Source organism: Candidatus Brevundimonas colombiensis (assembly GCA_029202665.1).
In the GTDB taxonomy this organism is placed as follows: domain Bacteria; phylum Pseudomonadota; class Alphaproteobacteria; order Caulobacterales; family Caulobacteraceae; genus Brevundimonas; species Brevundimonas colombiensis.
This window is the reverse complement of record CP119326.1, coordinates 475,899-502,727: the sequence shown is the minus strand read 5'-3', so window position 1 is coordinate 502,727 and position 26,829 is coordinate 475,899. Positions and strand designations below refer to the sequence as shown.

The following is a 26,829-nucleotide window of genomic DNA, read 5'->3' as shown; positions in this document are numbered from 1 at the left end:
CCGCGCCGCCGCGACGGGGCTCTTTTTCAGTGATCGTCGATGAAGGCGGCGACCCAGACCAGGGGCGCGTTCCAGTTGATGGCCACCTCGTTCAGCGCATAGGCATTGATGTCGTCGGCCCAGCAGGTCTGGGCCGCGCATTTGCCGACCAGGGTCTTGGCCACATCGTCGATCATGGCCTGGTTGTTCGGCCCGCCCGACAGGGCGCCCGCCGGGGGCAGGGGATAGGCCGGGTTCGCCTGATGCGCCCAGAACCGATGGTGCGGGTTCTGGAACGGCCGGTCGCCGTAGCCCGTCACATAGGACCGATCCAGCGGGTTGCGGCCCAGCACATAGTCCAGCGCGGCGATCACGGCGTTCCGATAGTTCCAGTCGCCCGTATAGTCGAAGGCCGAGCCCAGAACGACCGCCCGGCTCATCAGGGCGCCGTTCGACCCCCATTCGTAGCGCTCGCCCGCGACCGGCAGGCCGTAGCCCTGGCCATAGCCGGCGTCGACATAGGACTTGGCGGCCGCGACGATATTGGCGCGCACGGTGACCAGATCGTCCGCCGGCAGGGCGTCTGGCACGGTGGCCAGGGTCAGCGACCCCAGCGCCGCCGTCCACGAATAGCCCGGATCGCCCGTCGCGCTGCGGCCCGAGATCGGCCCGCCCAGATAATAGGGCGAGGTCTTCAGGGCGGTCAGATAGGCCGGATTGCGGGTCGTGGCGAACAGCTCGGCCGTGGCCCAGTAGAACTCGTCCGAGAAGTCCTGGTCGCCATAGGCGCCGCCGCCCGCGAAATGTTCGCCGGCCCGGACGTCGCGATTGCGCAGGGCGGCGCGGAAGGCGCGCTGGGACGCAGTCAGGCACTGTCGCGCGAAGGCCGGGTCGATCTCGCGCCAGATGCGCGCGCACTGGGCGCCGACCGCCGCGAGATTGAGGGTGGCCGCGGTGCTGGGCGGATAGAGCAGGCGGGGTTGGGGATCGTCGGCCGGGGCCAGCGGAATGCCGGTCCACTGGGCGTCGTGGACCTTGTGATGGACCATGCCGCCGGCGTCGATCTCGGTCAGGGTCAGCGGCTGGCCCGGCGTCTGGGCGCCGAGCGGAACCTGGGCCTTCACCCCGTCGGGAATCTGCATCTTCAGCAGGAATTCGATCTCGTAGCGGGCCTCGTCCACCAGGTCGTTGACGCCGTTTCCGGCCTCCGGGATGCTGGCCTTGCCGTCCGCGAAGGCGTCCGCGCCCGGACCCTTGCGCGTCATCGCCCGCTCATAGGCGTTCAGCAGCATCCAGACGGAAATCCCGCCGTTGACGACATATTTGCCGTGGTCGCCGGCGTCGTACCAGCCGCCCGTGACGTCCAGCGTATAGTCGCATCCGGGCCAGACGACCCCGGCCGTATCCGCTCCCTTGAAACAGGCCGCCACCTCGTGCGGATGGCCCGCCGCCCGCGCCAGATCGGGGCGCGCGACATGGGCCGCCAGGATCGGCACGCCCGCCCGGTTCTGATAGAAATAGGCCAGGGCGTCGTATTTCAGCCGGGCGTGCGGATGCTGCTGGATCGAGAAGGGCCGGCTTTCGTGCGATCCCACGATCAGCCGATAGCCCTCGCCGTCCGTCTGCAGCGTGTGGAAATCGACCGTATGCACGGCCTGGCCCGAGGCGGCGTCCTGGCCGAACACCTTGGACGTGCCCTGGGCCACGCTGGCGCCCGACCGATCCACGATGCGCCAGGGCAGGGGGCGGGCGGCCCCATCCTCGACCGTCGCCATCTTGGGCCCCTGGGTCTCGAACCCGACCTGGCTCATCCGCACGGCGCCGGCCTCCGGTTCGGCCTGGGCCGTCCCGAACGCGCTCGCCAAGGCCGCCGCCGCCACGCCCGCCGCAAATCTCTTCTTCACCCCAGCCTCCCTCAAGACTCTGTCGTTTCTGATGCAAGCGGCCCACGTCGTCGCGCCGCCCGCCTTTACGAAAAGACTATCATCTGACAGCGTTGTCACAAGAGGTGCGGTGATCGCTTTATGTTGCAGGCACGCCCCGTGACCGCGCCATGATCGCCCTAGCAACGATCAGGAGCGCCGTGGCATAGGGAGAAGAGCCGTTCGATGGAGGAGGGTGACGTTTCCAGCCGGTCTGAGACCCGCCGCACGCCCATCGTCGTGGCGGCCTATCTCCTGCTTTTTCTCGCCGCCTTCATCGGCCTTGCGCCCCTGTTCCAGGTCGTCGCGCCGCTGCACGCCAGCCATCTGGACGCCCGGGCCAAGACCGAGATCCTGAGTCGGGCCATGGTCTGGGGCGCGATCACGGCGGCCGGGGCCAACATCGTCATGGGCGCGATCAGCGACCGGACGCGCTCGCGGTTCGGCCGCCGCCGGCCCTGGATCGCCCTGGGCGCCGTCCTGACGGTGCTGAGCTATGTCGGCATCTGGCGGTCGTCGACGGCGGACCAGTTCGTCTGGGCCATCATTGGTTTCCAGCTGGCGTTCAACGTCCTGATGGCGCCGCTCTCGGCCGTGTTCGCCGAGCGGGTGCCGCTGGCCCTGCGAAGCACCGCCTCGGCCCTGATGGGCCTGTCCTATCCTCTGGCCGTCGCCCTGGGGTCCAGCCTGATGGCCCTGGGGCCGCAGCACGAGCCGGGGCGGCTGGCGCTGCTGGGCGGCGTTCTGCTGGCCGCCGCCGCCCTGTTCCTGATCGTCTATGACGAGCCCGCCGCGACGGACCGCCCGCAGGCTGCGACGTCCGAACCGCACGCGGGGCGAGGGGGTTTCTTCGCTCCGTTCCGGTCGCGCAATTTCGTGGTGGTGTGGACCTGTCGGCTCCTGATCGCGACGGGCTACGCCTTCGTCAGCGCCTATCTGCTCTATTTCATCACCGATGCCGTCGGCTGGCCCGGCCGCACGCCCGAGAGCGCCCACGCCCTGCTGACCGGCGTGGGGTTCGGCGGCGTGGTGATCGTCGCCGGTCTGGTCGCCCTGTTCGGCCGGCGCATCAGCCGCCGCCAGCCCGTGGCCTTGGTCGGGGCGGTCCTGCTGTGCGCCGCGACGGTCGTCCTAGCCCTGACCCAGTCGTGGATCGTCGTGGTGATCGCCTTCGCCGCCTATGGCCTGGGGCAGGGCGCCTATGGCTCGGTCGAGATGGGGCTGATGGCAGACGCCCTGCCGTCCCAGGACAATCGGGGGCGGGACATGGGGCTAAACAATCTGGCGGTCGCGTTGCCGCAGGCGCTGGCCCCGATCACCGCCCTGATCCTGGAACGGGCCGAGATCGACGTGCGCGGCCTCTACATCGCGGCCGCCGCCTGCTTCGCCTGCGCCGTCGTGGTGGTGGGGCTGTTTCGACGGCGGGCTTGATCGCATCGCGCCGACCCCGCATGAGGTGGCGCCTTTCCGCGCACGCCGGCGTCAGGGACCATGTCGAACAGCCAGAGCAACAGTCGCGCCGCCGAAGCGGCGCTTATTCTGGATGCAGCCATCGAGCGGGCTGCGGCTGAGGGGCTGCATGGGTTGCGCCTGCGCGATCTGGCCCAGGCGGTGGGCAAGAGCACCACGGTCATCGTCAATCTGTTCGGGGCCAAGTCGGGGCTGATCCAGGCGGTGGGCGAAGAGGCGTTGCGGCGCGATGCGGTCTTTCACGACGCCTTCTTCGGATCGGTGGCGGGGTTGCCGCTGGAGCGTGACGGCCTGTTGGCCCTGACCCAGACCTATCTGCGGCATCGGGTGGCGGACGATGCGGGGTTCGCCCGCATCTGGGAAAGTCTTGTGTTGGACGCCGAGCCGACGTCGGAGCGGCAGGACCTGGTGGAGCGATGGCACGCCATGCGGTGCGCAGCCTGGCGTCGCCATCTATCGCGCGACGCACGACTGGACGCCTTCGTCGAGCCCCTGGTCGCCTGGCTGACGTTTGAACAATATTATTCGGGCGCGTTGTCGGGTCGCGCGGACTATGGGGTGGTCGCCGCCGAGGGGCTGGGCGCCCTGATCGACCGCGCCCTGGGACTGGCGGACGGCCCGCCCACAGCGACCTTCTGGTATCGCGACGTCATGGTCCTGCCTCAGGCGCCGGCCAAGAGCGCCGAACCCGAATCCATGCGGCGCAAGCTGCTGGATATCGCCGCCGACCAGATCCTGGCCGGCGGGATCACCGCCATCACCAATCGTTCGGTCAGCGCCGTGGCGGCCACCTCGACCTCGACCATCGCCTATCACTGGCCGGACATGCGCCATTTTGTGCTGGACGCGGTCTGGCACAGCGTATTCCGCGACATGCCGGGGCATCTGGCGGGGCATACGCCCGAGGGCGACCCGGCCGTCGCCGATCTGGAGCGATGGGCCGCGATCATGGCGCCGACCGTGGCCATCGCCCGGGAAGCCGAAGGCTTCTATGTCCGATACGCCCGCCTGATCGCCAGCATCTGCATCGAGGCCCGTCGCGATCCGTCGTTGCGCGACCTGGCCATGCTGCTGCGGGGACCGGAAGGCGGGGGCACCTATTACAAGCGAACAGGCGTCTGGCCGGCCGAGTTCGATCTCAACCGCTTGGCCGCCACCCGGTTCGCGCTGTGGATCAAGGCGGAGGCCCTGCTGGCCTGCGCGCGTGGACGCACCCTTGACGAAGAGGCTCTAAAGACGGGCGCCTGCCTGCTGGTTGCACGAAGCGGGTAGTAGAACGAGCGTTATCCCGCCGTGACGATGGTCGGGCGCTCATTTGACAAAAACAGTTACCACAAGCGTCACAAAAGCATAGTTCGCGCGGCCTATTGCGGCATCGTTGTCGAACAGTTGTTTTTCTAACGCGACGAAGACGCATCCGGCTCGCCTCCCCCGGGCCGCAGGCGTCTCGACCAAAGCGTGGATCGAGCGGCTGTTCGACGACATCCCGAAACACATCGACACGCGAGGGCGGGGGCCCCGCGCGTCGCCCGATGGATGGTCAAAATGAAACGTCTCCTTCTCGGCGCCTCGGTCGCCGCGCTCACCCTGGCGGCCTTGCCCGCCGTCGCTCAAACCCAGCCCGAGGCCGCGACCGCCTCGGTCGACGACGTCATCGTCACGGCCCAGCGTCGCGCCGAGTCCTCGCAGAAGGTCGGCCTGGCCCTGACCGTCATCTCCGGCGAGTCGCTGGACGATCGCAACATCGAGAACGTCAACGATCTGGAGAACTCGGTGCCCAGCCTGGAGGTCGACAGCCAGCTGGGCGGCGGCCAGCCGCAGTTCCGCATCCGCGGCGTCGGCCTGACCGACTACGCCGCCAACAACACCTCGACCGTCGGCATCTACGTCGACGAAGTGGCCTATCCTTACGGCGTGATGACGCAAGGTCTGCTGTACGACATCGCCCGCATCGAGGTGCTGCGCGGACCGCAGGGCACGCTTTACGGCCGCAACACCACCGGCGGCGCGGTCAGCGTCATCACCAACTCCCCGACCGACCATGTCGCCGCCGGTTTGAACCTGAGCTACGGCAGCTATGACGCGGCCAAGCTGGAGGGCTATCTATCCGGTCCGGTCGCCGAAAACCTGACGGCGCGTCTGTCGGTGGCGGCGGAATCGGGCGGCGCCTGGCAGTACAATCGCGACACCGGCGAAAGCCTGGGCGACAAGGACACCCAGGCCGCCCGCCTGCGCGTCAACTGGACCCCGACCGCCCAGACCGACATCGACCTGAACGTCCACTACAGCCGCGACCAGTCGGACGGACGGGGACTGCGCCTGATCACCAGCCCCTTCACCTCGGGCGGCGGCCGGGTCTATCCGATGGACACCGCCCACCGCATCACGGGCTGGGGGATCTCGCCCTATTTCGCCCAGCTGATCGGCGTCTCGGCTGACGCCAAGCCGTTCCGGGACAATGAAGGCAAGGGCGTCAGCCTGCGTCTGAACCAGGACCTGAACTGGGCGACCCTGACGGCCATCGCCAGCTACGAGACCTTTGCACGCAAGGAGTTCAACGACTGGGACGCCACCGCCTCCAACGAGGCCGGAACCTACTTCTTCAACGACATCGACACCTCGTCGCAGGAAATCCGTCTGGCCTCGCCGGCCGGCGGCCGGGCCCAATGGCTGGCCGGCGTCTATCACGCCAATGAAACCGTCGACGGCGGCTTCTACTCCGACTTCTCCCAGGCCAAGAATCTGGGCTTCTACATGAGCACGACCTACGGCCAGAAGGTCGAGACCACCGGCGTGTTCGGCAATCTGGACTATAGGCTGACCGACCGTCTGACCCTGGTCGGCGGCCTGCGCTACGAGGACGAGACCCGCGAGCTGAACAACTTCATCACCCAGGTCCTGGCGCCCACGCCGCGAACCAACGCCACCGCCTCCAAGTCGCAGTCGATGCGCGAATGGACCGGCAAGCTGGGCGTCGAATATACGATCAGCGACGACATCCTGGCCTACGCCAACGTGTCGCGCGGGGTGAAGTCGGGCGGCTTCACCACCTACAACAGCGGCCTGCCGGACCAGCTGGAGCCGTTCAAGTTCGAAGAGCTGATCGCCTATGAGACCGGGGTGAAGTCCAGCTTCTTCGACCGCAAGCTGCAGTTCAACGCCGCCGCCTTCTACTACGACTACCGCGACCAGCAGCTTCAGGGCGTCCTGTACACCCAGACCGGCCGCGTGGGCCGGATGATCAATGTGCCCAAGTCCCATATCCAGGGCGCGGAGATCGAGGCGGTCTGGCGGCCGCTGCCCAACCTGACCATCACCCAGGCCCTGGCCTACAAATACGGCGAATACGACGAGTTCTTCTTCGTCAACTCCAGCGCCACCGAGGCGGCCAAGGATCCCGTGACGGGCCAGTACAACACCATCGTCTACAGCGACCGCGCCGGCGAGCGGCTGCCCTTCCCCAAATGGGACTACAAGGGGTCGATCGCCTATGATTGGCAGATGGGCGACTGGGGCGTGGAGGCCCAGACCAACTACGCCTTCCGCGACGAGAAGTTCTCCACCTCGTCCAACTCGATCATCGACTCCTTCTGGCTGGTCAACGCCGGGGTGACGGTGCGGCCGATGAACGGGAACTATGCGTTCGGCGTCTATGTGAACAATCTGACGGATGAATATTCCGAGGAATCGCGCAACCGCTTCATCTCGGCGGCGACGGGTTCGCCCAATCCGCCGCGCACCTGGGGCGTGCGTCTGAGCTATCGTTACTGATCCAAAAAAAAGGGGCTTCGGTCGTCAGGCCGAAGCCCGTCCTGCCGCCAGGAGATCGCGCCGTGCATAATATCTGGAAACGCCTGACCTGCGCCGTTCTGGCGGGCGGGATCGCGCTCGTATCCGGCGCGGCTCTGGCCCAGCCCCAGCCCCAATCCGGGCCCCAGTCCGGGTCCCAGCCCGCCTCGGGGCGGTTCACCATCGCCGTCATCCCCGACACCCAGAACTATGCGGATTTCACCCATCAGCGCGCGGCGGGCTTTCCCTTCGACGCCCGCGACCTGATGACCGAACAACTGCAATTCATCGCCGACCACGCCGTCTCGCGGGGCGGCGATATCGTCTTCGCCACGGCTGTCGGCGACGTGTGGCAGCATCCGGTCATGACCATCGATCCCGACCACGCCGCGCGGGGGTTCCGCCCCCGTCCGGCGCCCGCAGGGGCGAACCTGGACAAGATGGTCGAGGGCGTGCGGACGGTCGAGATTCCGGCGTCCATCGCCGCCTATGACCGCATCGACGGCGTCCTGCCGTTCTCGGTCGTGTCGGGCAATCACGACTACGACGGTCAGTGGTGGGACGAACAATGGCCCCAGGATCTGAGCGCGCCCGCGGGCGATCTGCGCCGCCTGGGCATGATCCACATCGGCGGCCTGACGGCGTGGAACAGCGCCTTCGGGGCGGATTCGAAATATTTCAAGGACCGGCCCTGGTATGTGGCCTCGCACGACGGCGGCTCCGACAGCGCCCAGGTGTTCGAGGCGGGCGGCTATCGCTTCCTGCACATCGGCCTGCAGATGGCGCCCTCGGACGCCAGCCTGAAATGGGCCCAGACGGTCATCCACGCCTATCCCGGCCTGCCGACCCTGATCACCACCCACGACTTCATCGACAAGACCGGCCAGCGCCGCGCCCATCCGGTGGTCGATCTGCACGCCCTCGACCCCTTCGACAATGACGCGCAGGGGGTGTGGGACAAGCTGATCGCCCGCAATCCGCAGATCTTCATGGTTCTGAGCGGCCACCACAACGGCCAGGCCTTCCGCACCGACCCCAACCGCCAGGGCGGCGCCGTCTATCAGCTTCTGTCCGACTATCAGGACCGCAATCAGACCGCGCTGGACGCGGGCCTGGCGCCGGATCGCGCGCCGGCGATCGGCGACGGATGGATGCGGCTGATGGTCTTCGACATGACGGGCGAGACGCCGACGGTGCGGGTGCGGGCCTATTCCACCCATTATCATCAGTATGCGTCCGATCAGGCCGAATACGCCAGCCGATACAAGGCCAATGACCAGCCCCAGATGACCGACGCCGCCTTCGTCGCCAGCGACGACTTCGTCATCCGCCTGGAGGATTTCCGCGCCCGCTTCGGCGCCGGCGCCAGCGCCGCGAGCGCCGCGCGATGAGCCTTTCCAAACTCGGCTTTTCCCGCCGCGCCCTGATCGGGGGGCTGGTCGCGGCCCCGGTCGTGCTGCGCTTTGGCCGGGCCCAGGCAGGCGGGGCCTATCTGTTTCCGCTCGGCGTCGCCAGCGGCGATCCGTGGCCGGATGGTTTCGTCCTGTGGACGCGACTGGCCGTCGATCCCGTCGCCGCGGACGGACAGGGCGGTCTGGGCGCGCCCATCCCCGTTCAGTGGGACGTCGCGGCGGACGAGGGCTTTTCCCGCATCGTCGCCTCGGGCCAGGTGACGGCCGAGGCCGCCGCCGCCCATTCGGTCCATGTCGAGGTCCAGGGGCTGAACCCCGGTCGTCCCTACTGGTATCGGTTCACCGCCGCCGGCCAGCGCAGCCCGGTCGGCCTGGCCCGCACGGCCCCGGCGCCGAACGCCGATGTCGACCGGCTGAAGCTGGCCATCGCCTCCTGCTCTCACTGGGAGGTGGGCTATTTCAGCGCCTACGGCCACATGGCTGACGAGGCGCCGGACCTGACCCTGTTCCTGGGCGACTATATCTATGAATACACCCGCACGGGGGCGCGGGCGGCCAATGTCGTGCGTCATTACGGTTTCGAGGACGCCACCACCCTGGCCGGTTATCGCAACCGCTATGCGTTGCATCGGACCGACGCGGACCTGCAGCGTCTGCACGCGGCGGCGCCGTGCCTGGTCGTCTGGGACGATCACGAGGTGCTGGACAACTATTCCGGCGTCTGGCCCGACAAGGGCGGGCGGCCGGACGATTTCCTGATGCGCCGCGCCGCCGGGTATCAGGCCTTCTACGAGGCCATGCCGATCCGGCGCACCCGGCTGGACCGGCGGCTGCAGATGCCGATCTACAAGCGCGTCCGCTATGGCAGGTTGGCCGAGTTCTTCATGCTGGACGGGCGTCAGTACCGCTCGCGCGGGGCCTGTGTGGACGAGGGCGGCGCCAAGGGCCAGATCGTTACCGACGCCCAGTGCCTGGACCGCGTGGACCCGTCGCGCACCTTCCTGGGTTTCGAGCAGGAGCGTTGGCTGTACGACGGCCTGGCGGGCGCCGAGGCGCGCTGGAACATCCTGGGCCAGGACCTGGTCATGGCCGGTCTGCGGTTCGAGAGCCCGAACGGCGAGACCCGCTACTGGACCGACACCTGGGACGGCTTCCCCGCCGCGCGCGATCGCATGACCCAGGCGCTGCATACGATCAAGCCGCGCAATCCGGTGGTGCTGGCCGGCGACTATCATTCGTTCTGGACCAATGACGTCCTGCTGGACAGCCGCGACGAACGCTCGCCCGTGGTGGCGACCGAGTTCGTCGGCACCTCCATCACCTCGGGCGGCCCGCCCTACGACGCTCTGATGGCGACCATGCCGGCCAATCCGCACATCAAGTTCTTCGACAGTCGCGAGCGCGGCTATATTTCGATGGACGTCACGCCCCAGCGGATGACGGCCCGCTATCAGGCCATCAGCGACGTGCGCGATCCCAAGGCGTCGCTGTCCACCCTGAAGACCTGGGTCGTCGAGGACGGCCGTCCCGGCGCCCAGATCGCCTGAGTTTCCCAGAGTTTCAGAGTTTCCATGTCGCTTTTCCTTTTCGGTCGTCGGTCGACGGCGGCCGCCCTGGCGTTCGCCCTGGTCGGCTGCGCCTCCGCGCCTGCATCCACCCCCGGCTTCTGGACCGGCTTTCGCGATCATCCGCACGGCTATCTGGACCAGGCGACCGCGCCCAACGCCGCCGCCTTCCTGCCGCCGCCGCCTGAGGCCGGATCGCTGAGGGCGCAGGACGACCTGGCCTATTATCGCGCCACCCGCGCCCTGAAGGGGACCGCCCGCTGGGACCAGGCGCGCGCCGATAACGAGATCGAGACCCCCGCCGCGCCGCGCGTGTTCGACCAGGCGCTGGGCGTCGCCTTCGTGCCCGAACGGATGCCGACCCTGACACGGCTGCTGGGGCGGATGCTGGGCGACCTGGAGACGATCCAGACCCCGGCCAAGCGCGGCTTCGTGCGCCCGCGCCCCTTCGTGACCGAGCCGGCCGAGACCTGTTTCGAACCCGAGCCGTGGCTGACGGCCAGCGGTTCCTATCCTTCCGGCCATTCGGCCCTGGGCTGGGCCTGGGCGCTGGTCCTGTCCGAAATGGCGCCGGACCGGGCCGACCAGATCCTGGCGCGCGGCCTGGCCTATGGCGACAGCCGGGCCATCTGCGGCGTCCACTACGCCAGCGACGTCGAGGCCGGCCGCATCGTGGGCGCCGCCCTGTTCGCCGCCCTGAAGGCCGATCCGGCGTTCCAGGCCGACTTCGCCGTCGCCGCCCGCGAACTGGCCCGGGCCCGCGCCGCCGCGCCGTCGTCGGGACCCGCCCGGGTTACGCCGTAACCTTGTCTTGCGCGCCCGGCATGGTATGGGCGGGGCATGAACCGGCGCGGCGGACACTCCCGGCTGATGGCGGCGCTTTTCGCGCTGTTCCTCGGCCTGTTCGCCCTGGCCCCCGCCGCCGACGCCTTCGCCTGCGCGGGCGAGACCGGGTCGGCGCACGCCGCCGCCTTCGACGTCCAGACCGATCCTGACGACGCGAGCGATCCCATGCATGGGGTCTGCGCCCACGGCCATTGCCATCATGGGGCCAAGGCGGCCGATAGCCGGGCCGAGGCGCCGCCGACTGTCTTCGAGACCGCCCGCCACGAACGCGCGCCGAACGATCTGCGCGCCTCTCATGCGCCCGACGGGCTGAAGCGACCGCCCAGAGACTGATCCGATGCCGCGCGGCTGCGCGCGTCTTGTTTCGGATCATCATGGGAAGTGAATCATGCCCCCCCTTCATCGCCGATCGCCGCCTTGCGCGGTCGGCATCGCGCTGGCCGCCGTCGCGACCGCGTTCGCCGGCCCGTCCTGGGCCGATCCCGCCCCCGCGTTCGCCAGCCTGCTGGACCGGCTGGGCCAGACCCCCGGCCTGATCGAGGCCGACGCCGTAGGCGAGGCGGCCCAGGCGCGGGCGCGTCAGGCGCGCGCCCGTCCCAATCCGACCCTGAGCCTGGAGGCGGAAAACGCTTTTGGCGACGGTCCCTTCGCCGGCTATGGCGCCGCCGAGACCACCCTGTCCGTGTCGCAGGACTTGGAACTGTGGGGCCGGCGCGGCGCGCGGATCGGCGCCGCGGGGGCCGAGGCGCAGGCCGCCGCCCTGGAACGCGATCTGGCGGGGATCGACGCCGCCGGGCGTCTGGCCCTGACCTATGCCCAAGCCGAGGCCGCCGCCCGGCGCGCCGATCTGGCGCAGGAGGCCCTGACCCTGGCCGTCGCCGATGCGCGCGCCGCCCTGGCCCTGGTCGAAAAGGGACGCGAACCCATGCTGCGCGGCATCCAGGCCGAGAGCGAGGCCGCCACCGCCCGCGCCGCCCTGGAAGAGGCCCAGGCCGAACGCGCCGCCGCCTTCGCCCGGTTGACCGCCGTCGCCCTCTTGCCCCGGCCGGTCACGGCCATCCCCGAAAGCCTGCTGGACCAGACGGTCGAATGGGGGGAACCCAGTCTCTCCGTCTCGCCCGCCGTGCGCGTCGCCCAGGCCCGTCGCATGGCGGCGGAACGGCGCATCGCCGTGGAGCGGACCGCCGCGCGGCCCGATGTGACCGCCAGCCTGGGTCTGCGCCGGTTCGAGGCCGAGAACGCTACGGCCCTGACCTTCGGCGTCAGCCTGCCCCTGCCGCTGTTCGACCGGAACCGGGGAAACATCGACGCCGCCCGCGCCGAACACCGCGCCGCCGACGCCCGTCTGGCCCAGGCGCGGCTGGATGAACACGCCGACCGGGCGGCGGCCCTGGCCCGGCTTTCGGCCTCGGCAAGCCGCGTCTCGGCCGCCGACGCCGGGGTGGCGGCGGGCGATGAGGCCTATCGCCTGTCGCGGATCGGCTTCGACGCCGGCCGCATCTCGCAACTGGAGCTGCGCACCAGCCGCGCGGCCCTGATCGCCGCCCGCAACGCCGCCGTGGACGCCCGCCTGGCCCGCGTCCGCGCCGAAATCGATCTGGCGCGCCTGGATGGCCGCGCCCCCTTCCAAGGACGCCGCCCATGACCCGCCGCCGCTCCAAAACCGCCTTTCTAGCCGTCGCCGCAGGCGTGGTCCTGCTGTCCGGCGCCGGTCTGTATCTGGCGTTCGGCCGGCCCGACGCGCCGCCCTCTCCGGCCGGAGAAGACCACGCCGAGGCGTCCGCCGCGCCGGAAGGCGTCGTCGCCCTCAGCCCCGATCAGGCGCGCGCCGCCGGGATCCAGGTCGTCGCCGTCGAACGCGGCGGGGGCGGCGAGACGCGCCTGTCGGGCCGGGTCGAGGCCATGGTCGACGCCCGCGCGGCGGTCGGCGCCGCCGTCGGCGGCCGCGTCGAACGGGTGCTGGTGGCGCCGGGCCAGACGGTCCGTATCGGCCAGCCCCTGGTCAGTCTGGTCAGCGGCGACGCCGCCTCGCTGCGCGCCGAGGCGGACGCCGCCCAGGCCGCCTATGTCGCCGCCGAACAGGCGCACGGCCGCGACGAGGAGCTGGCCGACCAGGGCGTGATCGCGCGCCGCGAGGCCGAGGTCTCCCATGCCGAGGCCCTCAGCGCCCAGGCGTCCGCCCGCGCGGCCCGCGCGCGGGTCGCGGCCGCCGGGTCCCCCAACGCCTCGGGCCGTCTCAGCGTGGTCAGCCCCATCGCCGGGGTGGTCAGCGCCGTCCAGGTCGGGCCGGGCGGCTTCGTCGCCCAGGGCGGGGTCGTCGCCGAGGTGACCAATCCCGCGCGGGTCGAGCTGGTGTTCAACGCCCCGCCGCATCTGGCGGCCGAGGCGCGGCCGGGCGCGGTGCTGCGCGTCGCGGGGCCGGCCGGGGCCTTCGACGCCATCGTCACCGGGGTCGCCGCCAATGCGGCGGCGGATAGCAGCGGGGCGACCGTGATCCGCGCCCGGCCCGGCGGCGGCGGAGGCCTGCCGCCCGCCGGATCGGCGGTCAGCGCCACCCTGGTCACGGGCGGCGAGACCGGCGCCCTGACCGTGCCGAGCGCGGCGGTCCAGACCGTGGAGGGGGCCGCCGTGGTCTTCGTCCAGGTTCCGGGCGGGTTCCGCGCCACGCCGATCCTGGCCGGGCGCCAGGCGTCGGGCCGCACCGAAGTCCTGCGCGGCCTGACCGGCGACGAACGCATCGCCGCCGCCAACGCCTTCCTGCTCAAGGCCGAGATGGCCAAGGGCGAAGCCGAGCATGGTCACTGAGGTTCGGTCATGTTCAAAGCCATCATAGAAACCTCGATCCGCCTTCGGACCTTCGTCGTCCTGGCCGCCGCCCTGGTCGCGGCCGTGGGCCTGTTCGAGTTGACGCGGCTGCCGATCGACGCCGTGCCCGACATCACCAATCGTCAGGTCCAGATCAACACGGTCGCCCCCGCCCTGGCCCCGGAACAGATGGAGCGTCAGGTCACCTATCCGCTGGAGACGGCCATGGCCGGCATTCCCGGCCTGCAGTCCACCCGGTCGCTGAGCCGTAGCGGCTTCAGCCAGGTCACGGTGATCTTCAGCGACCGCACCGACCTGTATTTCGCCCGCCAGCAGGTGGCGGAACGCCTGGCCCAGGCGCGCGAAAGCCTGTCTGACGGGGTCGAGCCGGTCCTGGCGCCGATCACCACGGGCCTGGGCGAGGTGCTGATGTGGACGGTGGACTTCAAGCCGTTCGACCGCGCCGCCGTCAAAGGGGCGGGGCCCGGCTGGCAGGCGGACGGCGCCTATCTGACGCCCGAGGGCGAGCGGCTGACCACGCCCCAGGCGCGCGCGGCCTATCTGCGCACGGTCCAGGACTGGATCGTGGCGCCCCGGATGCGCACCGCGCCGGGCCTGGCCGGGGTCGACGTCAACGGCGGCTATGTGAAGGAATACGCCGTGCGGCCCGATGCGGCGCGGCTGGCCGCCTATGGCCTGGGGCTGTCGGACCTGGTTCGGGCGCTGGAGCGGGCCAACGTCCAGGCCGGCGCCGGCTATGTCCAGCGCGCGGGCGAGGCCCTGACGGTGCGGACCGACGCCCTGGCCCGCACGGCCGAGGACCTGGCCCAGGCGCCGGTGGTCAACCGCAACGGCCTGGTGGTGCGCGTCGCCGATGTGGCGACGGTCGAGATCGGCCAGGCCCCGCGCCTGGGCGGGGCCAGCCGCGACGGGCACGAGGCGGTGATCGGCACGGCCCTGATGCTGGCCGGCGCCAACAGCCGCACCGTGGCCCAGGCGGCCGCCGAACGGCTGGAGCATATCTCCGCCAGCCTGCCGCCCGATGTAGTGGTGCAGCCGGTGCTGAACCGCAGCGCCCTGGTCAACGCCACGATCAAGACCGTGGCCCGCAACCTGATCGAGGGCGCGCTTCTGGTCGTGGCGGTGCTGTTCCTGCTGTTGGGCGACATCCGCGCCGCGACCATAACCGCCCTGATGATCCCGCTCAGCTTCCTGTTCGCGGTGATCGGCATGAACCACTTCGGCGTCAGCGGCAATCTGATGAGCCTGGGCGCCCTGGACTTCGGGCTGCTGGTCGACGGGGCGGTCGTGGTGGTGGAGAACACGCTGCTGATGCTGGGTCGGCGGCGCGCCGAACTGGGGCGGATGCTGAGGCCGGGCGAACGGCTGGGCGTCGCGGCCGCTGCCGCCCGCCAAATGGTCAAGCCCGCCGCCTTCGGCCAGCTGATCATACTTCTGGTCTTTGCGCCCCTGCTGATGCTGGAGGGGGTGGAGGGCAAGACCTTCGTGCCGATGGGGGCCACCGTCATGCTGGCCCTGGTCGGCGCCTTCGTGTTTTCCTTCACCTTTGTTCCGGCCATGACGGCCCTGATCGTGCGCGAGCCCCGAACGGTCCACCGCGATGCGCAGGGGCGGATCGAGGCGCACGAGACCGCGGTGCTGCGCGTCGCCCGCCGTTGGATCGAGCCGGCCATCCGCGCCGCCGTCGCCCGGCCTCGGGCGGTGCTGATCGCGGCGGGCATGGCCCTGACGCTGGGCGGAACCGCCTTCACCCTGTTGGGGCGCGAGTTCATCCCGACCCTGGACGAAGGCGACATCGCCATGCAGGCGCTGCGCGTCCCGTCCGCCTCGCTGGAGCAGTCGCTGGCCATGCAGATGGCGCTGGAGCGGGCCATCAAGGCCCAGCCGGAGATCGAGACCATCTTCTCGCGCACCGGCACGGCCGAGGCGGCGGTCGATCCCATGCCGCCCAACATCTCCGACGCCGTGATCGTGCTGAAGGACAGGAAGGCCTGGCCCGATCCCCGGCTGCCCAAGGCCGATCTGGTGGCGCGGCTGGAGACGGTCGCCTCCGGTCAGCTGGGCAATAGTCTGGAGTTCAGCCAGCCCATCGAACTGCGCTTCAACGAGCTGATCTCGGGCGTGCGCACCGATCTGGCGGTCATGGTCCACGGCGACGACTTCACCCGTCTGCAGGCGACGGCGGATCAGGTGGCGGCGGCCCTGCGCGGCACGCCCGGCGCCGCCGACGTGCGGGTGGAGCAGGTCGCCGGCCTGCCGACCCTGACGGTGGCGGTGGATCGGTTCGCGGCCGCCAACTACGGCCTGTCGGCGGCGGATGTGTCCGAGGCGGTGTCCACCGCGCTTGGCGGCGCCCGGGCGGGTCGTATCTTCGAGGGCGACCGCCGCTTCGACGTGGTTGTCCGCCTGTCGGATCAGGCGCGCGACGATCCCGCCGCCTTGGCGGCCCTGCCCATCGCGACGTCCGGCGGGGCCAGCGTGCCCCTGTCCTCGGTCGCCGGAATTCAGGTCGCGGAGGGTCAGAACCAGATCAGCCGCACCGACGGCAGCCGCCGCATGGTGGTCCAGGCCAATGTGCGCGGCCGGGATCTGGGCGGCTTCGTCGCCGAGGCGCAGGGGCGGGTGGCGCAGGCCGTCGACCTGCCGACCGGCTATGCCCTGAGCTGGGGCGGGCAGTTCGAGAACCTGAAGCGGGCCGAACAGCGGCTGGGTCTGGTCGTGCCGGTCGCCTTCGTCCTGATCGGGGGGCTTCTGTTCATGGCCCTGGGGTCGGTGCGCGAGGCGGGGCTGGTGTTCGCCTGCGTGCCCCTGGCCCTGGTGGGCGGGGCGCTGGCGTTGCTGGCGCGGGGGATGCCGTTCTCGGTCTCGGCGGCGGTCGGCTTCATCGCCGTCTCGGGGGTGGCGACCCTGAACGGCCTGGTGCTGATGCAGGCCGTCCGAGAGCGGCTGCAGGCCGGGTCGTCCCCTGTCCAGGCGGCGATCGAGGGGGCCAGCGGCCGCCTGCGCGCGGTGCTGACCACGGCCCTGGTGGCCATCGTCGGCTTCATCCCCATGGCTCTGGCCCACGGGGCGGGGGCCGAGGTGCAGAAGCCCCTGGCCACGGTGGTCATCGGCGGGCTTCTGACCGCAACCGCCCTGACCCTGCTGGTCCTGCCCGCCTTCGCCGCGCGCGCCATCCGGCGTCGGCCGGATGCGGTGGAGGAAGCCTCGGCCTGAATGGCGAAAGGGGCGCGGTCGCAAGACCGCGCCCGATCCGTCGGAGCAAGGCCCCAGCGGCCTCAGCCGCGCCAGTTGTCGCGGTCGCCGCGTTCGTTGCGGATCTGGGCCGAGAGGCGGTCGAAGCGGCGGTCCAGGTCGGCGCGCTCCCACGCCGTCAGGCCGCCGCGACGATAGTTGGCCTCCAGCCGCAGCAGGCTGTTGAACTCGCCGCGCAGGCGGGCGGCCTCGCGGCGGCTGAGCTGACCGGTGCGGACGCCACGGTCGATGCGGCGGTCCAGGTTGGCCTGGCGGGCGTTGATCGACGACCAGCCGCCATAACCGGCGTGCTGGGGGCCGTGCTGGGGGCCGTGATGCGGCGGGGGCGGGGGCGCCGGGCGATGATAGGACTGGGCCAGGGACGGCGCGGCGACGGAGGCGGCGGCCAGGATCAGGGCGGGGGCGATAAGCTTGCGCATGACGATCTCCTTCAAGCGGTGCGCCGGTCGGGAACGGCCGGCGTTGACGAGACCAGACCATCCCCCGCCTGAGTCCGATCTGAACGGCGGCGATCAGGCGCCGTTCATCACCCTGACGGGATCGACAGGTTTTCACGGTCCCGGGTTTGGCGCAGGGCGGCTGTTGACCTATACGAGGCATTCAGCACCCGTTCAGATGAAGGGGGCTAGATCGGTCGCCATGTCTCGCAAACCCGCCAGTCTCATCGTCGCCGCCCGACCCGCGATCATGGCCCCGATCATGGCCCTGATCATGGCCTTGGCCTTCGCCCCCGTCATGACCACGCAGGCGGCCGCCCAGTCGCGCGACCAGGCCCAGCCGTCGCCGGACCGCGGCCCGCGCGTCAGCCCCGACGAGGCGCGCAGGCGTGGCGGAGAGGCCGGGGGCGGGCGCCCCATCGACACCCAGCCGCGCCGCGACGGCAACTATTCCGTCCTGGTCGAACGCGACGGCCGCGTGCGCGAGGTGGTGGTCGACGGCCAGACCGGCCAGACCCGCCAGGGTGGTCCCGACAACGCTCAACGCCGCAGGCCCAACTGATGCGCGTGCTTCTGGTCGAAGACGACGCGGACCTGTCGCGTCAGCTGAAGGCGGCGCTGGGCGACGCGGGATACGCCGTGGACCACGCCCCGGACGGCGAGGAAGCCCATTATCTGGGCGAGAACGAACCCTATGACGTCATCGTGCTGGACCTGGGCCTGCCCAAGATCGATGGGGTGTCGGTGCTGGAACGCTGGCGGCGCGAGGGCAAGACCACGCCGGTCCTGATCCTGACGGCGCGCGGCGCCTGGTCGGACAAGGTGGCGGGCTTCGACGCCGGGGCCGACGACTATCTGACCAAGCCCTTCCATACCGAGGAGCTGCTGGCGCGTCTGCGGGCGCTGCTGCGGCGGTCGGCGGGCATCGCCTCGGCGACCCTGTCGTGCGGCGGCCTGAGGCTGGACCCCCGCGCGGCGCGGGCCAGCGTCAACGGCGAGCCGCTGCGGCTGACGTCGCTGGAATACCGGCTGCTGCATTACATGATGATGCATCAGGGCCGGGTCATCAGTCGCACGGAGCTGGTCGAGCATCTGTACGACCAGGATTTCGACCGGGATTCCAACACCATCGAGGTCTTCATCGGCCGGGTCAGGAAGAAGGTCGGGCCTGACCGGATCGAGACCGTGCGCGGCCTGGGATACCGGCTGACCCCGCTGGCGGGCGAATCCGAACCGGCGTGACCGAGGCGCCGGTCGCGAAACGCCTCGATTGGGGCCGCTGGTTCGGGCGGCCGGGACGGTCGCTGACGCGCCGGCTGATCTGGCTGGCCTCGGCGTGGATTCTGGTGGCCCTTGTGATCGCGGCCCTGGTCCTGACCCAGGCCTTCCAGGAATCGGCCCTGCGGCGTCTGGGGGCCACGCTGAACGAGACCATCGACGAGATCGTGGTCGCCGCCAGCCGCACCCCGCCCGGCGACGTCGCGCCCCAGATTCAGGACGCCCGCACCCTGCGCCTGCTGTCGGGCAAATACTGGCAGATCCTGGAGGTGCGGCCGGACGGGCGGCTGGTCAATCTGGCGCGCTCCAACTCGCTGTGGCGTTACGACCTGGCGCTGCCGCCGGACCTGCCCCGGCGGCTGGATGCGGCCTTTGGCGACGTCATCACCTTCAACACGACCGGCCCCAAGGACGACGCCGAGACGCACGAACCCCTGCGCGTCGCCGCCAGCATGAAGTCCATCCCCCGGCACGAACATCCGATCATCTTCATCGCCGCCGTGGACCGGTCCGAGGTGGACGCCGACACGCGCCAGTTCGCCCATGTCGCCTGGATCGCCCTGTTGGTCTTGGGGCTGGGGCTGGTGTCGGCGGTCTTCATCCAGGTGCGGATCGGCCTCAGGCCCCTGTTCGACCTGCGCGACGAGATCGCGGACGTGCGCAAGGGCCGGTCGGCGCGGATCGGGCGGTCCTATCCGCTGGAGATCCAGCCCCTGGCCGAACAGGTCAACCGCCTGCTTGATCATAACCAGGAGGTGGTCGAGCGCCAGCGCACCCACGTCGGCAACCTGGCCCATGCGCTGAAGACGCCGATCTCGGTCATGCTGGCCGAGGCGGGGACGCAGGAGGGGCAACTGCCCGAACTGGTGCGGCGCCAGACCAAGGTCATGCAGGGCCAGGTCGATCACCACCTGCGCCGCGCCCGCGCCGCCGCCCGCGCCGCTCACGGTCTGGGCGAGACGACGCCCGTGCCCGAGGTGCTGGACGAACTGGCGGTCATGATCGAACAGGTGTTCCGCACCAAGGGGGTCGAGATCGACTGGCGCGCGCCCGACGACCTGGCCTTCCTGGGCGAGCGTCAGGACCTGCAGGAGATCCTGGGCAATCTGATCGAGAACGCCGCCAAGTTCGCCCGGCGTCGGGTGCGCGTCTCGGCCGGCGGCAGCGGCCTGGGGCAGATGATCCTGGTGGTCGAGGATGACGGGCCGGGCCTGCCCGCCGATCAGCGCGACACGGTCATGCAGCGCGGCGCCCGGCTGGACGAAAGCGCGCCTGGATCGGGCCTGGGCCTGTCGATCGTCGACGACCTGACGCGCGCCTATGGCGGGCGGCTGACGCTGGCGGACAGCGACATGGGCGGGCTGAAGGCGGTGCTGGAACTGCCGGCCGCCCAGACCTGAGGGCCATCTCACTGTTCGGTATCGCCTCCGTCTCGTCATTCCGGGGCTGAGCGCAGCGAGGAACCCGCAAGCCAGGGCCGCACGTTCGACGCCGGCCGTTTCGACGATCACAGAACGCCCCCCTGGGTTCCGGGTTCGTCCTTCGGACGCCCCGGAAGGACGGTCCGGGGCAGGCGTGGGATCTGAGATCGTCAGTCGTCGCCACGGCGGTAACATTCGCAGGCGGCCCGCTCCAGGGCGCTGCGGTCCAGAACGGTGATGCGCCCGCGCGAATAGGCGATCGCGCCGGCCTTCTGCAGCCCCTGGGCCGCCTCGTTCACCGTGGTCCGCTGCGAGCCCAGCATGGAGGCCAGATACTCCTGCGTCAGGTTCAGGGTGTCGCCCTGGACCCGGTCGTGACAGCGCAGCAGCCATTTGGCGAACCTCTGGCCGGCGTGGTGCAGGGCGTTGCAGGCCGTCGACTGCTCCAGTTCGCCCTGAAGCCGGGCCATATAGATCGCCGTCGCGTCGCGCAGGCCGGGCCGCTGGGCCGACAGGGCGCGGAATCGGCCCGCCTCCACCCGCCGCGCCGTGCCCGCCATCTGGGCCACGCTGCGGGTATGGGCGTGATGGGGCACGACCGAGGCGACGACGCCCAGCACCCCCTCGCGCCCGATCATGACGGTCTCGACCGTGCGTCCATCCTCCAGCACCGCCACCGAGGAGCAGAAGCCGCTGTCGATGAAGTGCAGGTGTTCGATGATGTCGTCCGGCTCGTTGAACACATGGCCCAGGGCGAATTCCACCGGGTTGGCGACCCCGAGAAGGGCGTCGCGGTCTTCGGGGTCCAGACCATGGATCAACCGGTTGCCCGGCGGGAGGCTGCGCATGAGTTCGCGCATAAGGCGATCCGCTCGTCGCGTCTGTCGGAACCCGACACAGCGTGACTGTATCTGATCCCGGTTCCTGGGGAAAAAGCCTGATAATACCGCGATGTGTACGCCAGCGATCAGAGGGCGGCCGGTTGGTCGCGTCGCACTCGCCCCACCATCCTGCCGGCCTCATGCACATCGACGCCGATACAGGACCTGTGATCGGCCAGCCGGGCGTGGGCGGCGGCCAGGGCCGTATTGTCGTCGGCGCCGTCGAAGAAATCGACCAGTGGGCGGCGATCCGCCTGATCGAAGAAATGAAACTCGTAGATGCGCAATGGACCCGCTCCCTTGAGATGGACCCTATTCTCCTAGGCGTCGTCTCGTCTGTCGGATACGCAACACAACCTATAGGCGTGTTGAGCCTTTCCGGCGGCGGGGCGTTTAGGGGCGTCTCGCTGCCGGAGATGCGATGACCGCCGCCAAGACCCTTCGTTGCGCCGCCGCCGACCTGGGCCGCATCTTGGGCCGACCCTCGCTGGCCACGCTGCTGGAGGGCGCGGCGCGGGTCGGTTACGGGGCGCGGGGCTTCGTCTATCTGTCGGCCGGGGGCCTGACCCTGCTGGCGGCGACCGACCGGATCGGCGAGGCGGTCGGGACCAGCGGCGCGGCGGGCTGGCTGGCGGAACAGCCGTTCGGCAAGGTCTGGCTGGTGCTGCTGGGCCTGGGCCTGTGGGCCTTCGTCGGCTGGCGCGTATTGCAGGCGGTGTTCGACGCCGACCACGAGGGGACCGACCTGAAGGGCTGGATCACGCGGGCGGGCCAGGCGGTCAGCGGCCTGTTCTATGGCGTGCTGGCGACCGGCGTGTTCGAATATCTGGACGAGTTCGCCGAGGCCTCGAACGCCTCGTCCGCCCAGGCCGAGAGCATCGCCGAGAACCAGCAGAAGGCCGCCGCCCTTCTGGCCCTGCCGTTCGGCGAGGCGCTGCTGATCGGCGCCGGGCTGACCGTGCTGGCGGTGGGGGTCGGCAATATCGTGAGGGCCTTCCGCGACGACTTCGACGACGCCCTGGCCTGTCCCAGGGCCTTCTGCGGGACGGCGACGGCCCTGGCGCGGACGGGATACGCCGCGCGGGGGTTCGCCTATCTGCCGCTGGGGGCCTTCGTGGTGCTGGCGGGGCTTCATGCGCGCTCGGGCGAGGTGACGACCACGGCGGCGGCCCTGGAGGCGCTGGAGGCCCAGCCGGGCGGCTCGATCATCCTGGGGCTGACGGCGGCGGGACTGATGGCGTTCGGGGCCTTCGCCTTCGTGGAGGCGCGCTGGCGGCGCATCCGGCCGCCCCGGGACCTGAAGATCGGCTGAGGCTTTGGTCTCCTCCCCATTCCATGCGGAGGCGTCGAGAGCCCCTCCACCCCTTCGGGATATCCCTCCCCACACGGTGGGGAGGAGACGGTCTGGCGTTCGTGCCCGGGCTTCCCATATGCTTCGCAACACTCTCTGTTTCAGAAGGCCGCCGCCATGACCCAGGTCGCTCCCGCCAAGACCCTCAAGATCGACTTCGTTTCCGACGTGGTCTGCCCCTGGTGCGTGGTGGGCCTGGGCGGGCTGGAGACCGCGCTGGACACGCTGAAGGACGAGGGGATCGCCGCCGACATCGCCTTTCAGCCGTTCGAGCTGAACCCCCAGATGGCGCCCGAGGGCGAGAATGTCGGCGAACACATCGCCCGCAAATACGGATCGACCCCGGAACAGTCCGCCGCCAACCGCGCCATGATCACCGAGCGGGCCGCCTCAGTCGGCTTCGACATGCGGATGCGGCCGGACAGCCGCATCTGGAACACCTTCGACGCCCACCGCCTGCTGCACTGGGCCCACGAGACGGCGCCGGACAGGCAGAAGGCGCTGAAACAGGCCCTGTTCGCCGCCCATTTCACCGACAACAGGAACATCACCGACGCCCGCGTCCTGACCGAGGCGGCCCAGGCCGCCGGGCTGGACCGGGCCGAGGCGGCCGAGGTGCTGGCGTCCGGCCGCTATGCGCAGGACGTGCGTCAGGCCGAGGAGACGTGGCGCGCGCGGGGCATCAACTCGGTCCCCGCCGTGGTGGTCGAGGGCAAATATCTGATCTCCGGCGGCCAACCCGCCCAGGCGTTCGAACAGGCGCTGAGGCAGATCGCGTCGGAGGGGTGAGGGCCGCGGGTCCGGTCGTCATTCCGGGGCGTCCAACGGACGAACCCCGAACCCCGGGGGACCCGTGGCGATGTCCGATGCGGTCAGGGCGGCGGGGCGGTCCTGGGTTCCGGGGTCTTGGCTTCGCTCGGCTCCGGAATGACGATCTGAGGGGCGGGCGGTCCGGTTTCAGACCCGCCTTGCGCAAAAACACCGTCTGAATAGTGCAATTCGTCTGAAATCGGCGGCGGGCTCAGGTCGTCCAGCGCGTCCACGCGGGCCATCAGGGCGTCGCGGCCGGCGATGTCGCCCCGCGTCAGGGCGGCGGCCTCGCGGGCGATGACGCCGATCTCGCGCGCGACGGCGGCGGCGCGGTCGATCCTGTCGGGCGGTTCGGGTTTCGGCGGCGGCGGGGCGGCGTCCTGCTGGCGCGCCAGGGCCGCCAGCGACAGGTGCAGCCGCATCCAGCGGGCGGCCTCCATCGCTCGCCCGGACCGGACCGCCCGGTTCAGCCGCGCCAGGGCCTGATCGGCCATGACCGCGAAATCGGTCGGTTCGTCCAGCAGGTCCGCCGCGTCCAGAGGCCCGTCGACGGGATCGGGGTCGGGCTGGTCGCGACGCCGCCAGCCTTCGTCGGCGGCGCGGGCGCGAAAGGTGCTGACGCCCATGCCGTAACGGGCGCCGACCATCTCGGCGGTGTCGCCCGCCAGATAGTCCTGGCCCGCCGCCTTCCACATCTCTTGCGAGACGCTGGCGTAGCCGCCGCGCGATCCGGCTCCGGACCCGGCCCCATCCCGCCCCTGGCGCCCCGTGGCGGCGTCCCGCTCGGCCATCAGCTCGGCCATGGCGGCGGCGACCGCCGGATCGGTCGGGGCGCCGGGGACGTATTCGTCGACCGGCAGGTCATCGGGATCGCGCCCCTCCTGCCAGGGACCGATATTGCCGCGCGCATCGCCCATCGGCGGCGCCTTGTGCCGGGGAATATAGGACAGGTCCCCGAACTCGTTCTGCTCCCACTCGCCGCGCGCGATGATGCGGGGTTCGCTCCGTTCCATGTCTTCCCAAGGCCCCTGACCACGCCCCCGAAACAGGGCGCCCCCAGTCTAACCCCGCCCCGAAGGGCGATAGGTCGGGCCGGCGCATTTTGGAGAAAGACGAGGGACCACAGTCAGTTGGCTGTCGGCATCGTGTATAGGAAGGCGGCCTTCCTGCCCCTTTTTTTTCGTCATTCTCCGGCGAGCGCAGCGAGACCGGGGAACCCAGCGGCGCCGAAGGCGATGCGTCCGCCGCATGATGTCGAAAGGTCCTGGCCCGCGACAGGTTCGCGCTCCCGCGCGCCGCTGGGTCCCCCGGTCTGCGCCGCTGCGCGGCTTGCCGGAGGATGACGAAAACTAGGCCCGCTTTTTCCGGGACGAGGGCGCGGCGTCGGCGGCCGTGACCAGATGCCCCTTCCAGCCGGGCGGCGGCAGGAATTTGCCGGACTTCTCCTCGCGCGTGCCTTCGCGCGCGATCCGCGCGGCGTCGCGTCCGGCTTTCAGAACGGTTTCTCGATCAAAGAGGGTGTTCATTTCGGCCCCAATCTAACAGTTCGAGGCCGTCGTCGCTACTCGCATAGACCTCCCACGCGTCCACCAGCGGCTTGTAGGTCGTCTCCAGATAGTCGAGGCTGAGCGCGAAGCGGCGGCGCAGCGTGTCCTCGGGAATGCCGTGCCCGCCCTGGGCCACGCGGCGCGCAACGCGGGCGACGGAGAAGTCCGCCGAGGGCGGGCGCAGATAGATCAGTTCGACCCGGTATCCGGCGGCCTTGAACCGGCGCAGGCGCGGGGCGTGGGAGCGGGTGGCCAGGGTCGTCTCCAGCACCACATCGGCCCGCTCGACGAACAGGGCGCCCAGCCGCTCCAGCACCAGCCGCCCGGCCGCCAGATCGCGCGCCGCACCCTCGCCCGTCAGACCCCGCGCGACCTCGTCCGGGTTCACAAACCGAAATGCCTCCGCCCGCTGACGCAGGAAGCGGTTGATGAAGGTGGTCTTTCCGGCACCGTTCGGTCCGGCGAGGAGGACGAGGGTGGGCTTGGTCATTTAAGAGATTGCTACGACACTTTGGGACGTACTGAGATGTATTTAATTCGCGCAAGGGTAGCGCTTTACCCGTTTCGCTTTATCATCGGGAAAAGAATAGCCGCGAGGAAATATGCCAAGCTCAATCGGAGTTCGAATTTATCAGGTGCGCGTCACGAAGGCTCGTCAAACCCAGACTATCGATCCCAATAGCTCCGAACTCAAGTTGCCTCTCAAAAGTTTTGTCGAGCAGTTTGTGAAAGCCAACGCTACTGTAAACGAGAGTTCAGAGGCGGAGCGAAGCTGGTACTTTGAAGAACGGACTGCCCAAGCTGAGGGCGGCTCAGGGTATGTGCATTACGGCACATTTGGTTTCGAAAGCAATTTCGTCGATAGCAAAACTAAGAAGCGTAACTATCGTCGTAAGACGACCGATGTTGAGGAAATACCTCTTTTCTACCAAGCATGGTTTCCCGACAGTGCCAAATACGGACTCGTTGCTTTTCAATCGTTTCAGGGACGATCATGCGTCGCGCTCGTCACCAGTAAAATGCAGAAGGCATTTGCTCAACAGAACGACGGTTTTGTCCTAAGATTCCGAAAGCTGTTGCCGGTCGGAAAAGCTGGGGGGCTCTACGCACAATCGCCCGTCAAAGAACTAAGGCTCGTCCGACGCAATGCGCCTTCCGACGTGACTGATCGCTATTTGGATGAAACGCCAGAAGATCCGATCGATTTTGAAGTGTCTATGAGGGCTCGACGAAAGGGCACTCTCGGCAAGCTGCAAGACATCCTTGGTTCCTTAAAGGCTAACGACAAAGGCCTCGTAATGCATGATGGCATCGCCTTTGACCGAGCTGTGGCCGATGTCAGAATCGGGCGAGGCACTCGGCCTGTTAACCTTCTCGGCAGTGCTGGGGAGGCGGGTGTCATAGACTTGACTGAAACTGTTAGTCGGGGGCCCGATGGGCACCCGGTCTTTGATTCCCTTGCTTCGGAAGTCGATGAAATTCTAATCGATTTCTTCAAGACGCTGTCTGGCAAATGAAATGAAGATTAATCTTCGCAGGATTATCTCCGATCACGTTCGAACTCTAAGACACGATGGCAGAGGCAAAATTTCTGTCCTCGATATCGTCCTGTTCTACGGTTTGCCTATAGTATCGGGGGTTCTTACGTTCAAATTTATATGTCTCGAGCCAGACGTATATAATGCTGGATTGTCTTTTTATGGAATATTTATCGGACTTTTGATAAATGTTCAGGTTGCTATGTTTTCAATCTTCCAGAGAAAATGGACCCCGTTAGAAGACAATTTAGCTGAGGAAGCTCGCTTGGAGTCTGTTCAAAGAAGGAATGTCTTGCTCAAAGAGGCCAACGCGAACATATCTTACCTTATCGTGATCTGCTGCTTTGCAGCGACCATCTCGATCATTTTACTTGTGCAGCGCGCTCAGTGTGGTTGGGGGCCAGCCCTTTGTGCCGTCCTGACTTCTCATTTTCTTCTGACGCTGATGATGATCGTCAAGCGCCTGCATGCGCTCTTCGCAAGAGAGTACGAAGAAAGGTGA

At 69.0% G+C, this 26,829-nt stretch carries 24 protein-coding genes; 17 read left to right on the top strand and 7 right to left on the bottom strand.

Annotated elements, in window-relative coordinates; genetic code table 11:
* Window positions 1–26 precede the first annotated feature (26 nt).
* Window positions 27–1,883 carry a glycoside hydrolase family 9 protein gene (locus tag P0Y50_02340; protein WEK40467.1) on the bottom strand — a complete coding sequence of 619 codons (1,857 nt, stop codon included), beginning with the start codon at window positions 1,881–1,883 and terminating at the stop codon, window positions 27–29.
* A 204-nt stretch (window positions 1,884–2,087) separates the two neighbouring features.
* Between P0Y50_02340 and P0Y50_02335 the strand changes: the two genes are divergently transcribed.
* The 10 genes from P0Y50_02335 to P0Y50_02290 all read left to right on the top strand — a co-directional run bounded on the left by P0Y50_02335 (window position 2,088) and on the right by P0Y50_02290 (window position 17,025).
* The gene (locus P0Y50_02335) at window positions 2,088–3,332 is read left to right on the top strand and encodes an MFS transporter (protein WEK40466.1); all 1,245 of its coding nucleotides are present in this window, start codon (window positions 2,088–2,090) and stop codon (window positions 3,330–3,332) included.
* A gap of 60 nt (window positions 3,333–3,392) precedes the next feature.
* Window positions 3,393–4,643: a TetR family transcriptional regulator gene (locus P0Y50_02330; GenBank protein ID WEK40465.1), complete on the top strand. Its 1,251-nt coding sequence runs from the start codon at window positions 3,393–3,395 to the stop codon at window positions 4,641–4,643.
* A 273-nt stretch (window positions 4,644–4,916) separates the two neighbouring features.
* Window positions 4,917–7,142 (top strand): TonB-dependent receptor, encoded by a 2,226-nt coding sequence (locus P0Y50_02325; protein WEK40464.1) that lies wholly within the window; start codon window positions 4,917–4,919, stop codon window positions 7,140–7,142.
* A 62-nt stretch (window positions 7,143–7,204) separates the two neighbouring features.
* A complete protein-coding gene (locus tag P0Y50_02320; protein ID WEK40463.1) occupies window positions 7,205–8,551 on the top strand; it encodes a serine/threonine protein phosphatase in 1,347 nt (448 codons plus the stop codon).
* Window positions 8,548–10,119: an alkaline phosphatase D family protein gene (locus P0Y50_02315; protein ID WEK40462.1), complete on the top strand. Its 1,572-nt coding sequence runs from the start codon at window positions 8,548–8,550 to the stop codon at window positions 10,117–10,119. The genes P0Y50_02320 and P0Y50_02315 overlap by 4 nt, the downstream gene beginning before the upstream one ends.
* A gap of 24 nt (window positions 10,120–10,143) precedes the next feature.
* Window positions 10,144–10,941 carry a phosphatase PAP2 family protein gene (locus P0Y50_02310; protein WEK40461.1) on the top strand — a complete coding sequence of 266 codons (798 nt, stop codon included), beginning with the start codon at window positions 10,144–10,146 and terminating at the stop codon, window positions 10,939–10,941.
* A gap of 66 nt (window positions 10,942–11,007) precedes the next feature.
* A complete protein-coding gene (locus P0Y50_02305) occupies window positions 11,008–11,316 on the top strand; it encodes a hypothetical protein (protein ID WEK40460.1) in 309 nt (102 codons plus the stop codon).
* A gap of 55 nt (window positions 11,317–11,371) precedes the next feature.
* Complete coding sequence (locus P0Y50_02300) at window positions 11,372–12,628, top strand: TolC family protein (GenBank protein WEK40459.1); 1,257 nt, start codon at window positions 11,372–11,374, stop codon at window positions 12,626–12,628.
* A complete protein-coding gene (locus P0Y50_02295) occupies window positions 12,625–13,788 on the top strand; it encodes an efflux RND transporter periplasmic adaptor subunit (protein WEK40458.1) in 1,164 nt (387 codons plus the stop codon). The genes P0Y50_02300 and P0Y50_02295 overlap by 4 nt, the downstream gene beginning before the upstream one ends.
* 9 nt (window positions 13,789–13,797) lie before the next feature.
* Entirely contained in the window at window positions 13,798–17,025 is a 3,228-nt protein-coding gene (locus P0Y50_02290) for a CusA/CzcA family heavy metal efflux RND transporter (protein WEK40457.1), read from the top strand.
* A 62-nt stretch (window positions 17,026–17,087) separates the two neighbouring features.
* Here P0Y50_02290 and P0Y50_02285 read toward each other — a convergent pair whose 3' ends face one another.
* The gene (locus P0Y50_02285) at window positions 17,088–17,483 is read right to left on the bottom strand and encodes a hypothetical protein (GenBank protein WEK40456.1); all 396 of its coding nucleotides are present in this window, start codon (window positions 17,481–17,483) and stop codon (window positions 17,088–17,090) included.
* 220 nt (window positions 17,484–17,703) lie between these two features.
* On the opposite strand from P0Y50_02285, the gene P0Y50_02280 reads away from it, so the two are divergent.
* Genes P0Y50_02280 through P0Y50_02270 form a run of 3 tightly spaced genes read left to right on the top strand, consistent with a single transcriptional unit; the run spans window position 17,704 to window position 20,179 of the window.
* A complete protein-coding gene (locus tag P0Y50_02280) occupies window positions 17,704–18,063 on the top strand; it encodes a hypothetical protein (protein WEK40455.1) in 360 nt (119 codons plus the stop codon).
* Window positions 18,063–18,743 (top strand): response regulator transcription factor, encoded by a 681-nt coding sequence (locus P0Y50_02275; protein WEK40454.1) that lies wholly within the window; start codon window positions 18,063–18,065, stop codon window positions 18,741–18,743. The genes P0Y50_02280 and P0Y50_02275 overlap by 1 nt, the downstream gene beginning before the upstream one ends.
* The gene (locus P0Y50_02270) at window positions 18,740–20,179 is read left to right on the top strand and encodes a sensor histidine kinase (GenBank protein ID WEK40453.1); all 1,440 of its coding nucleotides are present in this window, start codon (window positions 18,740–18,742) and stop codon (window positions 20,177–20,179) included. Before P0Y50_02275 ends, P0Y50_02270 begins: the two co-directional genes overlap by 4 nt.
* A gap of 191 nt (window positions 20,180–20,370) precedes the next feature.
* Here the strand turns inward: P0Y50_02270 and P0Y50_02265 are convergent, their stop codons facing one another.
* Both P0Y50_02265 and P0Y50_02260 read right to left on the bottom strand, forming a co-directional pair.
* Window positions 20,371–21,060: a Crp/Fnr family transcriptional regulator gene (locus P0Y50_02265; protein ID WEK40452.1), complete on the bottom strand. Its 690-nt coding sequence runs from the start codon at window positions 21,058–21,060 to the stop codon at window positions 20,371–20,373.
* A gap of 107 nt (window positions 21,061–21,167) precedes the next feature.
* The gene (locus tag P0Y50_02260) at window positions 21,168–21,368 is read right to left on the bottom strand and encodes a hypothetical protein (protein ID WEK40451.1); all 201 of its coding nucleotides are present in this window, start codon (window positions 21,366–21,368) and stop codon (window positions 21,168–21,170) included.
* Between the two features lie 134 nt (window positions 21,369–21,502).
* Here P0Y50_02260 and P0Y50_02255 point away from each other — a divergent pair, with 134 nt between their 5' ends.
* Both P0Y50_02255 and P0Y50_02250 read left to right on the top strand, forming a co-directional pair.
* Complete coding sequence (locus tag P0Y50_02255; GenBank protein ID WEK40450.1) at window positions 21,503–22,393, top strand: DUF1206 domain-containing protein; 891 nt, start codon at window positions 21,503–21,505, stop codon at window positions 22,391–22,393.
* A gap of 156 nt (window positions 22,394–22,549) precedes the next feature.
* Window positions 22,550–23,221, top strand: a complete 672-nt coding sequence (locus P0Y50_02250; GenBank protein ID WEK40449.1) for a DsbA family oxidoreductase — start codon at window positions 22,550–22,552, stop codon at window positions 23,219–23,221.
* Window positions 23,222–23,304: 83 nt separating this feature from the next.
* Here P0Y50_02250 and P0Y50_02245 read toward each other — a convergent pair whose 3' ends face one another.
* The 3 genes from P0Y50_02245 to P0Y50_02235 form a co-directional block, all read right to left on the bottom strand.
* On the bottom strand, window positions 23,305–24,255 hold the full coding sequence (locus P0Y50_02245) for a hypothetical protein (protein ID WEK40448.1): 951 nt from the start codon (window positions 24,253–24,255) through the stop codon (window positions 23,305–23,307).
* A gap of 336 nt (window positions 24,256–24,591) precedes the next feature.
* A complete protein-coding gene (locus P0Y50_02240; GenBank protein ID WEK40447.1) occupies window positions 24,592–24,768 on the bottom strand; it encodes a hypothetical protein in 177 nt (58 codons plus the stop codon).
* The gene (locus P0Y50_02235) at window positions 24,752–25,279 is read right to left on the bottom strand and encodes a zeta toxin family protein (protein WEK40446.1); all 528 of its coding nucleotides are present in this window, start codon (window positions 25,277–25,279) and stop codon (window positions 24,752–24,754) included. The genes P0Y50_02240 and P0Y50_02235 overlap by 17 nt, the downstream gene beginning before the upstream one ends.
* 145 nt (window positions 25,280–25,424) lie before the next feature.
* Here P0Y50_02235 and P0Y50_02230 point away from each other — a divergent pair, with 145 nt between their 5' ends.
* Window positions 25,425–26,306: a hypothetical protein gene (locus P0Y50_02230; protein ID WEK40445.1), complete on the top strand. Its 882-nt coding sequence runs from the start codon at window positions 25,425–25,427 to the stop codon at window positions 26,304–26,306.
* A gap of 1 nt (window position 26,307) precedes the next feature.
* Entirely contained in the window at window positions 26,308–26,829 is a 522-nt protein-coding gene (locus P0Y50_02225; protein WEK40444.1) for a hypothetical protein, read from the top strand.

Bases quoted from the DNA above. Each gene is read 5' to 3' on its own strand.
- P0Y50_02335 (WEK40466.1), top strand. From the start codon at position 2,088: ATGGAGGAGGGTGACGTTTCCAGCCGGTCTGAGACCCGCCGCACGCCC.
- P0Y50_02330 (WEK40465.1), top strand. From the start codon at position 3,393: ATGTCGAACAGCCAGAGCAACAGTCGCGCCGCCGAAGCGGCGCTTATT.
- P0Y50_02325 (WEK40464.1), top strand. From the start codon at position 4,917: ATGAAACGTCTCCTTCTCGGCGCCTCGGTCGCCGCGCTCACCCTGGCG.
- P0Y50_02315 (WEK40462.1), top strand. From the start codon at position 8,548: ATGAGCCTTTCCAAACTCGGCTTTTCCCGCCGCGCCCTGATCGGGGGG.
- P0Y50_02310 (WEK40461.1), top strand. From the start codon at position 10,144: ATGTCGCTTTTCCTTTTCGGTCGTCGGTCGACGGCGGCCGCCCTGGCG.
- P0Y50_02305 (WEK40460.1), top strand. From the start codon at position 11,008: ATGGCGGCGCTTTTCGCGCTGTTCCTCGGCCTGTTCGCCCTGGCCCCC.
- P0Y50_02300 (WEK40459.1), top strand. From the start codon at position 11,372: ATGCCCCCCCTTCATCGCCGATCGCCGCCTTGCGCGGTCGGCATCGCG.
- P0Y50_02295 (WEK40458.1), top strand. From the start codon at position 12,625: ATGACCCGCCGCCGCTCCAAAACCGCCTTTCTAGCCGTCGCCGCAGGC.
- P0Y50_02290 (WEK40457.1), top strand. From the start codon at position 13,798: ATGTTCAAAGCCATCATAGAAACCTCGATCCGCCTTCGGACCTTCGTC.
- P0Y50_02285 (WEK40456.1), bottom strand. From the start codon at position 17,483: ATGCGCAAGCTTATCGCCCCCGCCCTGATCCTGGCCGCCGCCTCCGTC.
- P0Y50_02280 (WEK40455.1), top strand. From the start codon at position 17,704: ATGTCTCGCAAACCCGCCAGTCTCATCGTCGCCGCCCGACCCGCGATC.
- P0Y50_02275 (WEK40454.1), top strand. From the start codon at position 18,063: ATGCGCGTGCTTCTGGTCGAAGACGACGCGGACCTGTCGCGTCAGCTG.
- P0Y50_02265 (WEK40452.1), bottom strand. From the start codon at position 21,060: ATGCGCGAACTCATGCGCAGCCTCCCGCCGGGCAACCGGTTGATCCAT.
- P0Y50_02255 (WEK40450.1), top strand. From the start codon at position 21,503: ATGACCGCCGCCAAGACCCTTCGTTGCGCCGCCGCCGACCTGGGCCGC.
- P0Y50_02250 (WEK40449.1), top strand. From the start codon at position 22,550: ATGACCCAGGTCGCTCCCGCCAAGACCCTCAAGATCGACTTCGTTTCC.
- P0Y50_02245 (WEK40448.1), bottom strand. From the start codon at position 24,255: ATGGAACGGAGCGAACCCCGCATCATCGCGCGCGGCGAGTGGGAGCAG.
- P0Y50_02240 (WEK40447.1), bottom strand. From the start codon at position 24,768: ATGAACACCCTCTTTGATCGAGAAACCGTTCTGAAAGCCGGACGCGAC.
- P0Y50_02235 (WEK40446.1), bottom strand. From the start codon at position 25,279: ATGACCAAGCCCACCCTCGTCCTCCTCGCCGGACCGAACGGTGCCGGA.
- P0Y50_02225 (WEK40444.1), top strand. From the start codon at position 26,308: ATGAAGATTAATCTTCGCAGGATTATCTCCGATCACGTTCGAACTCTA.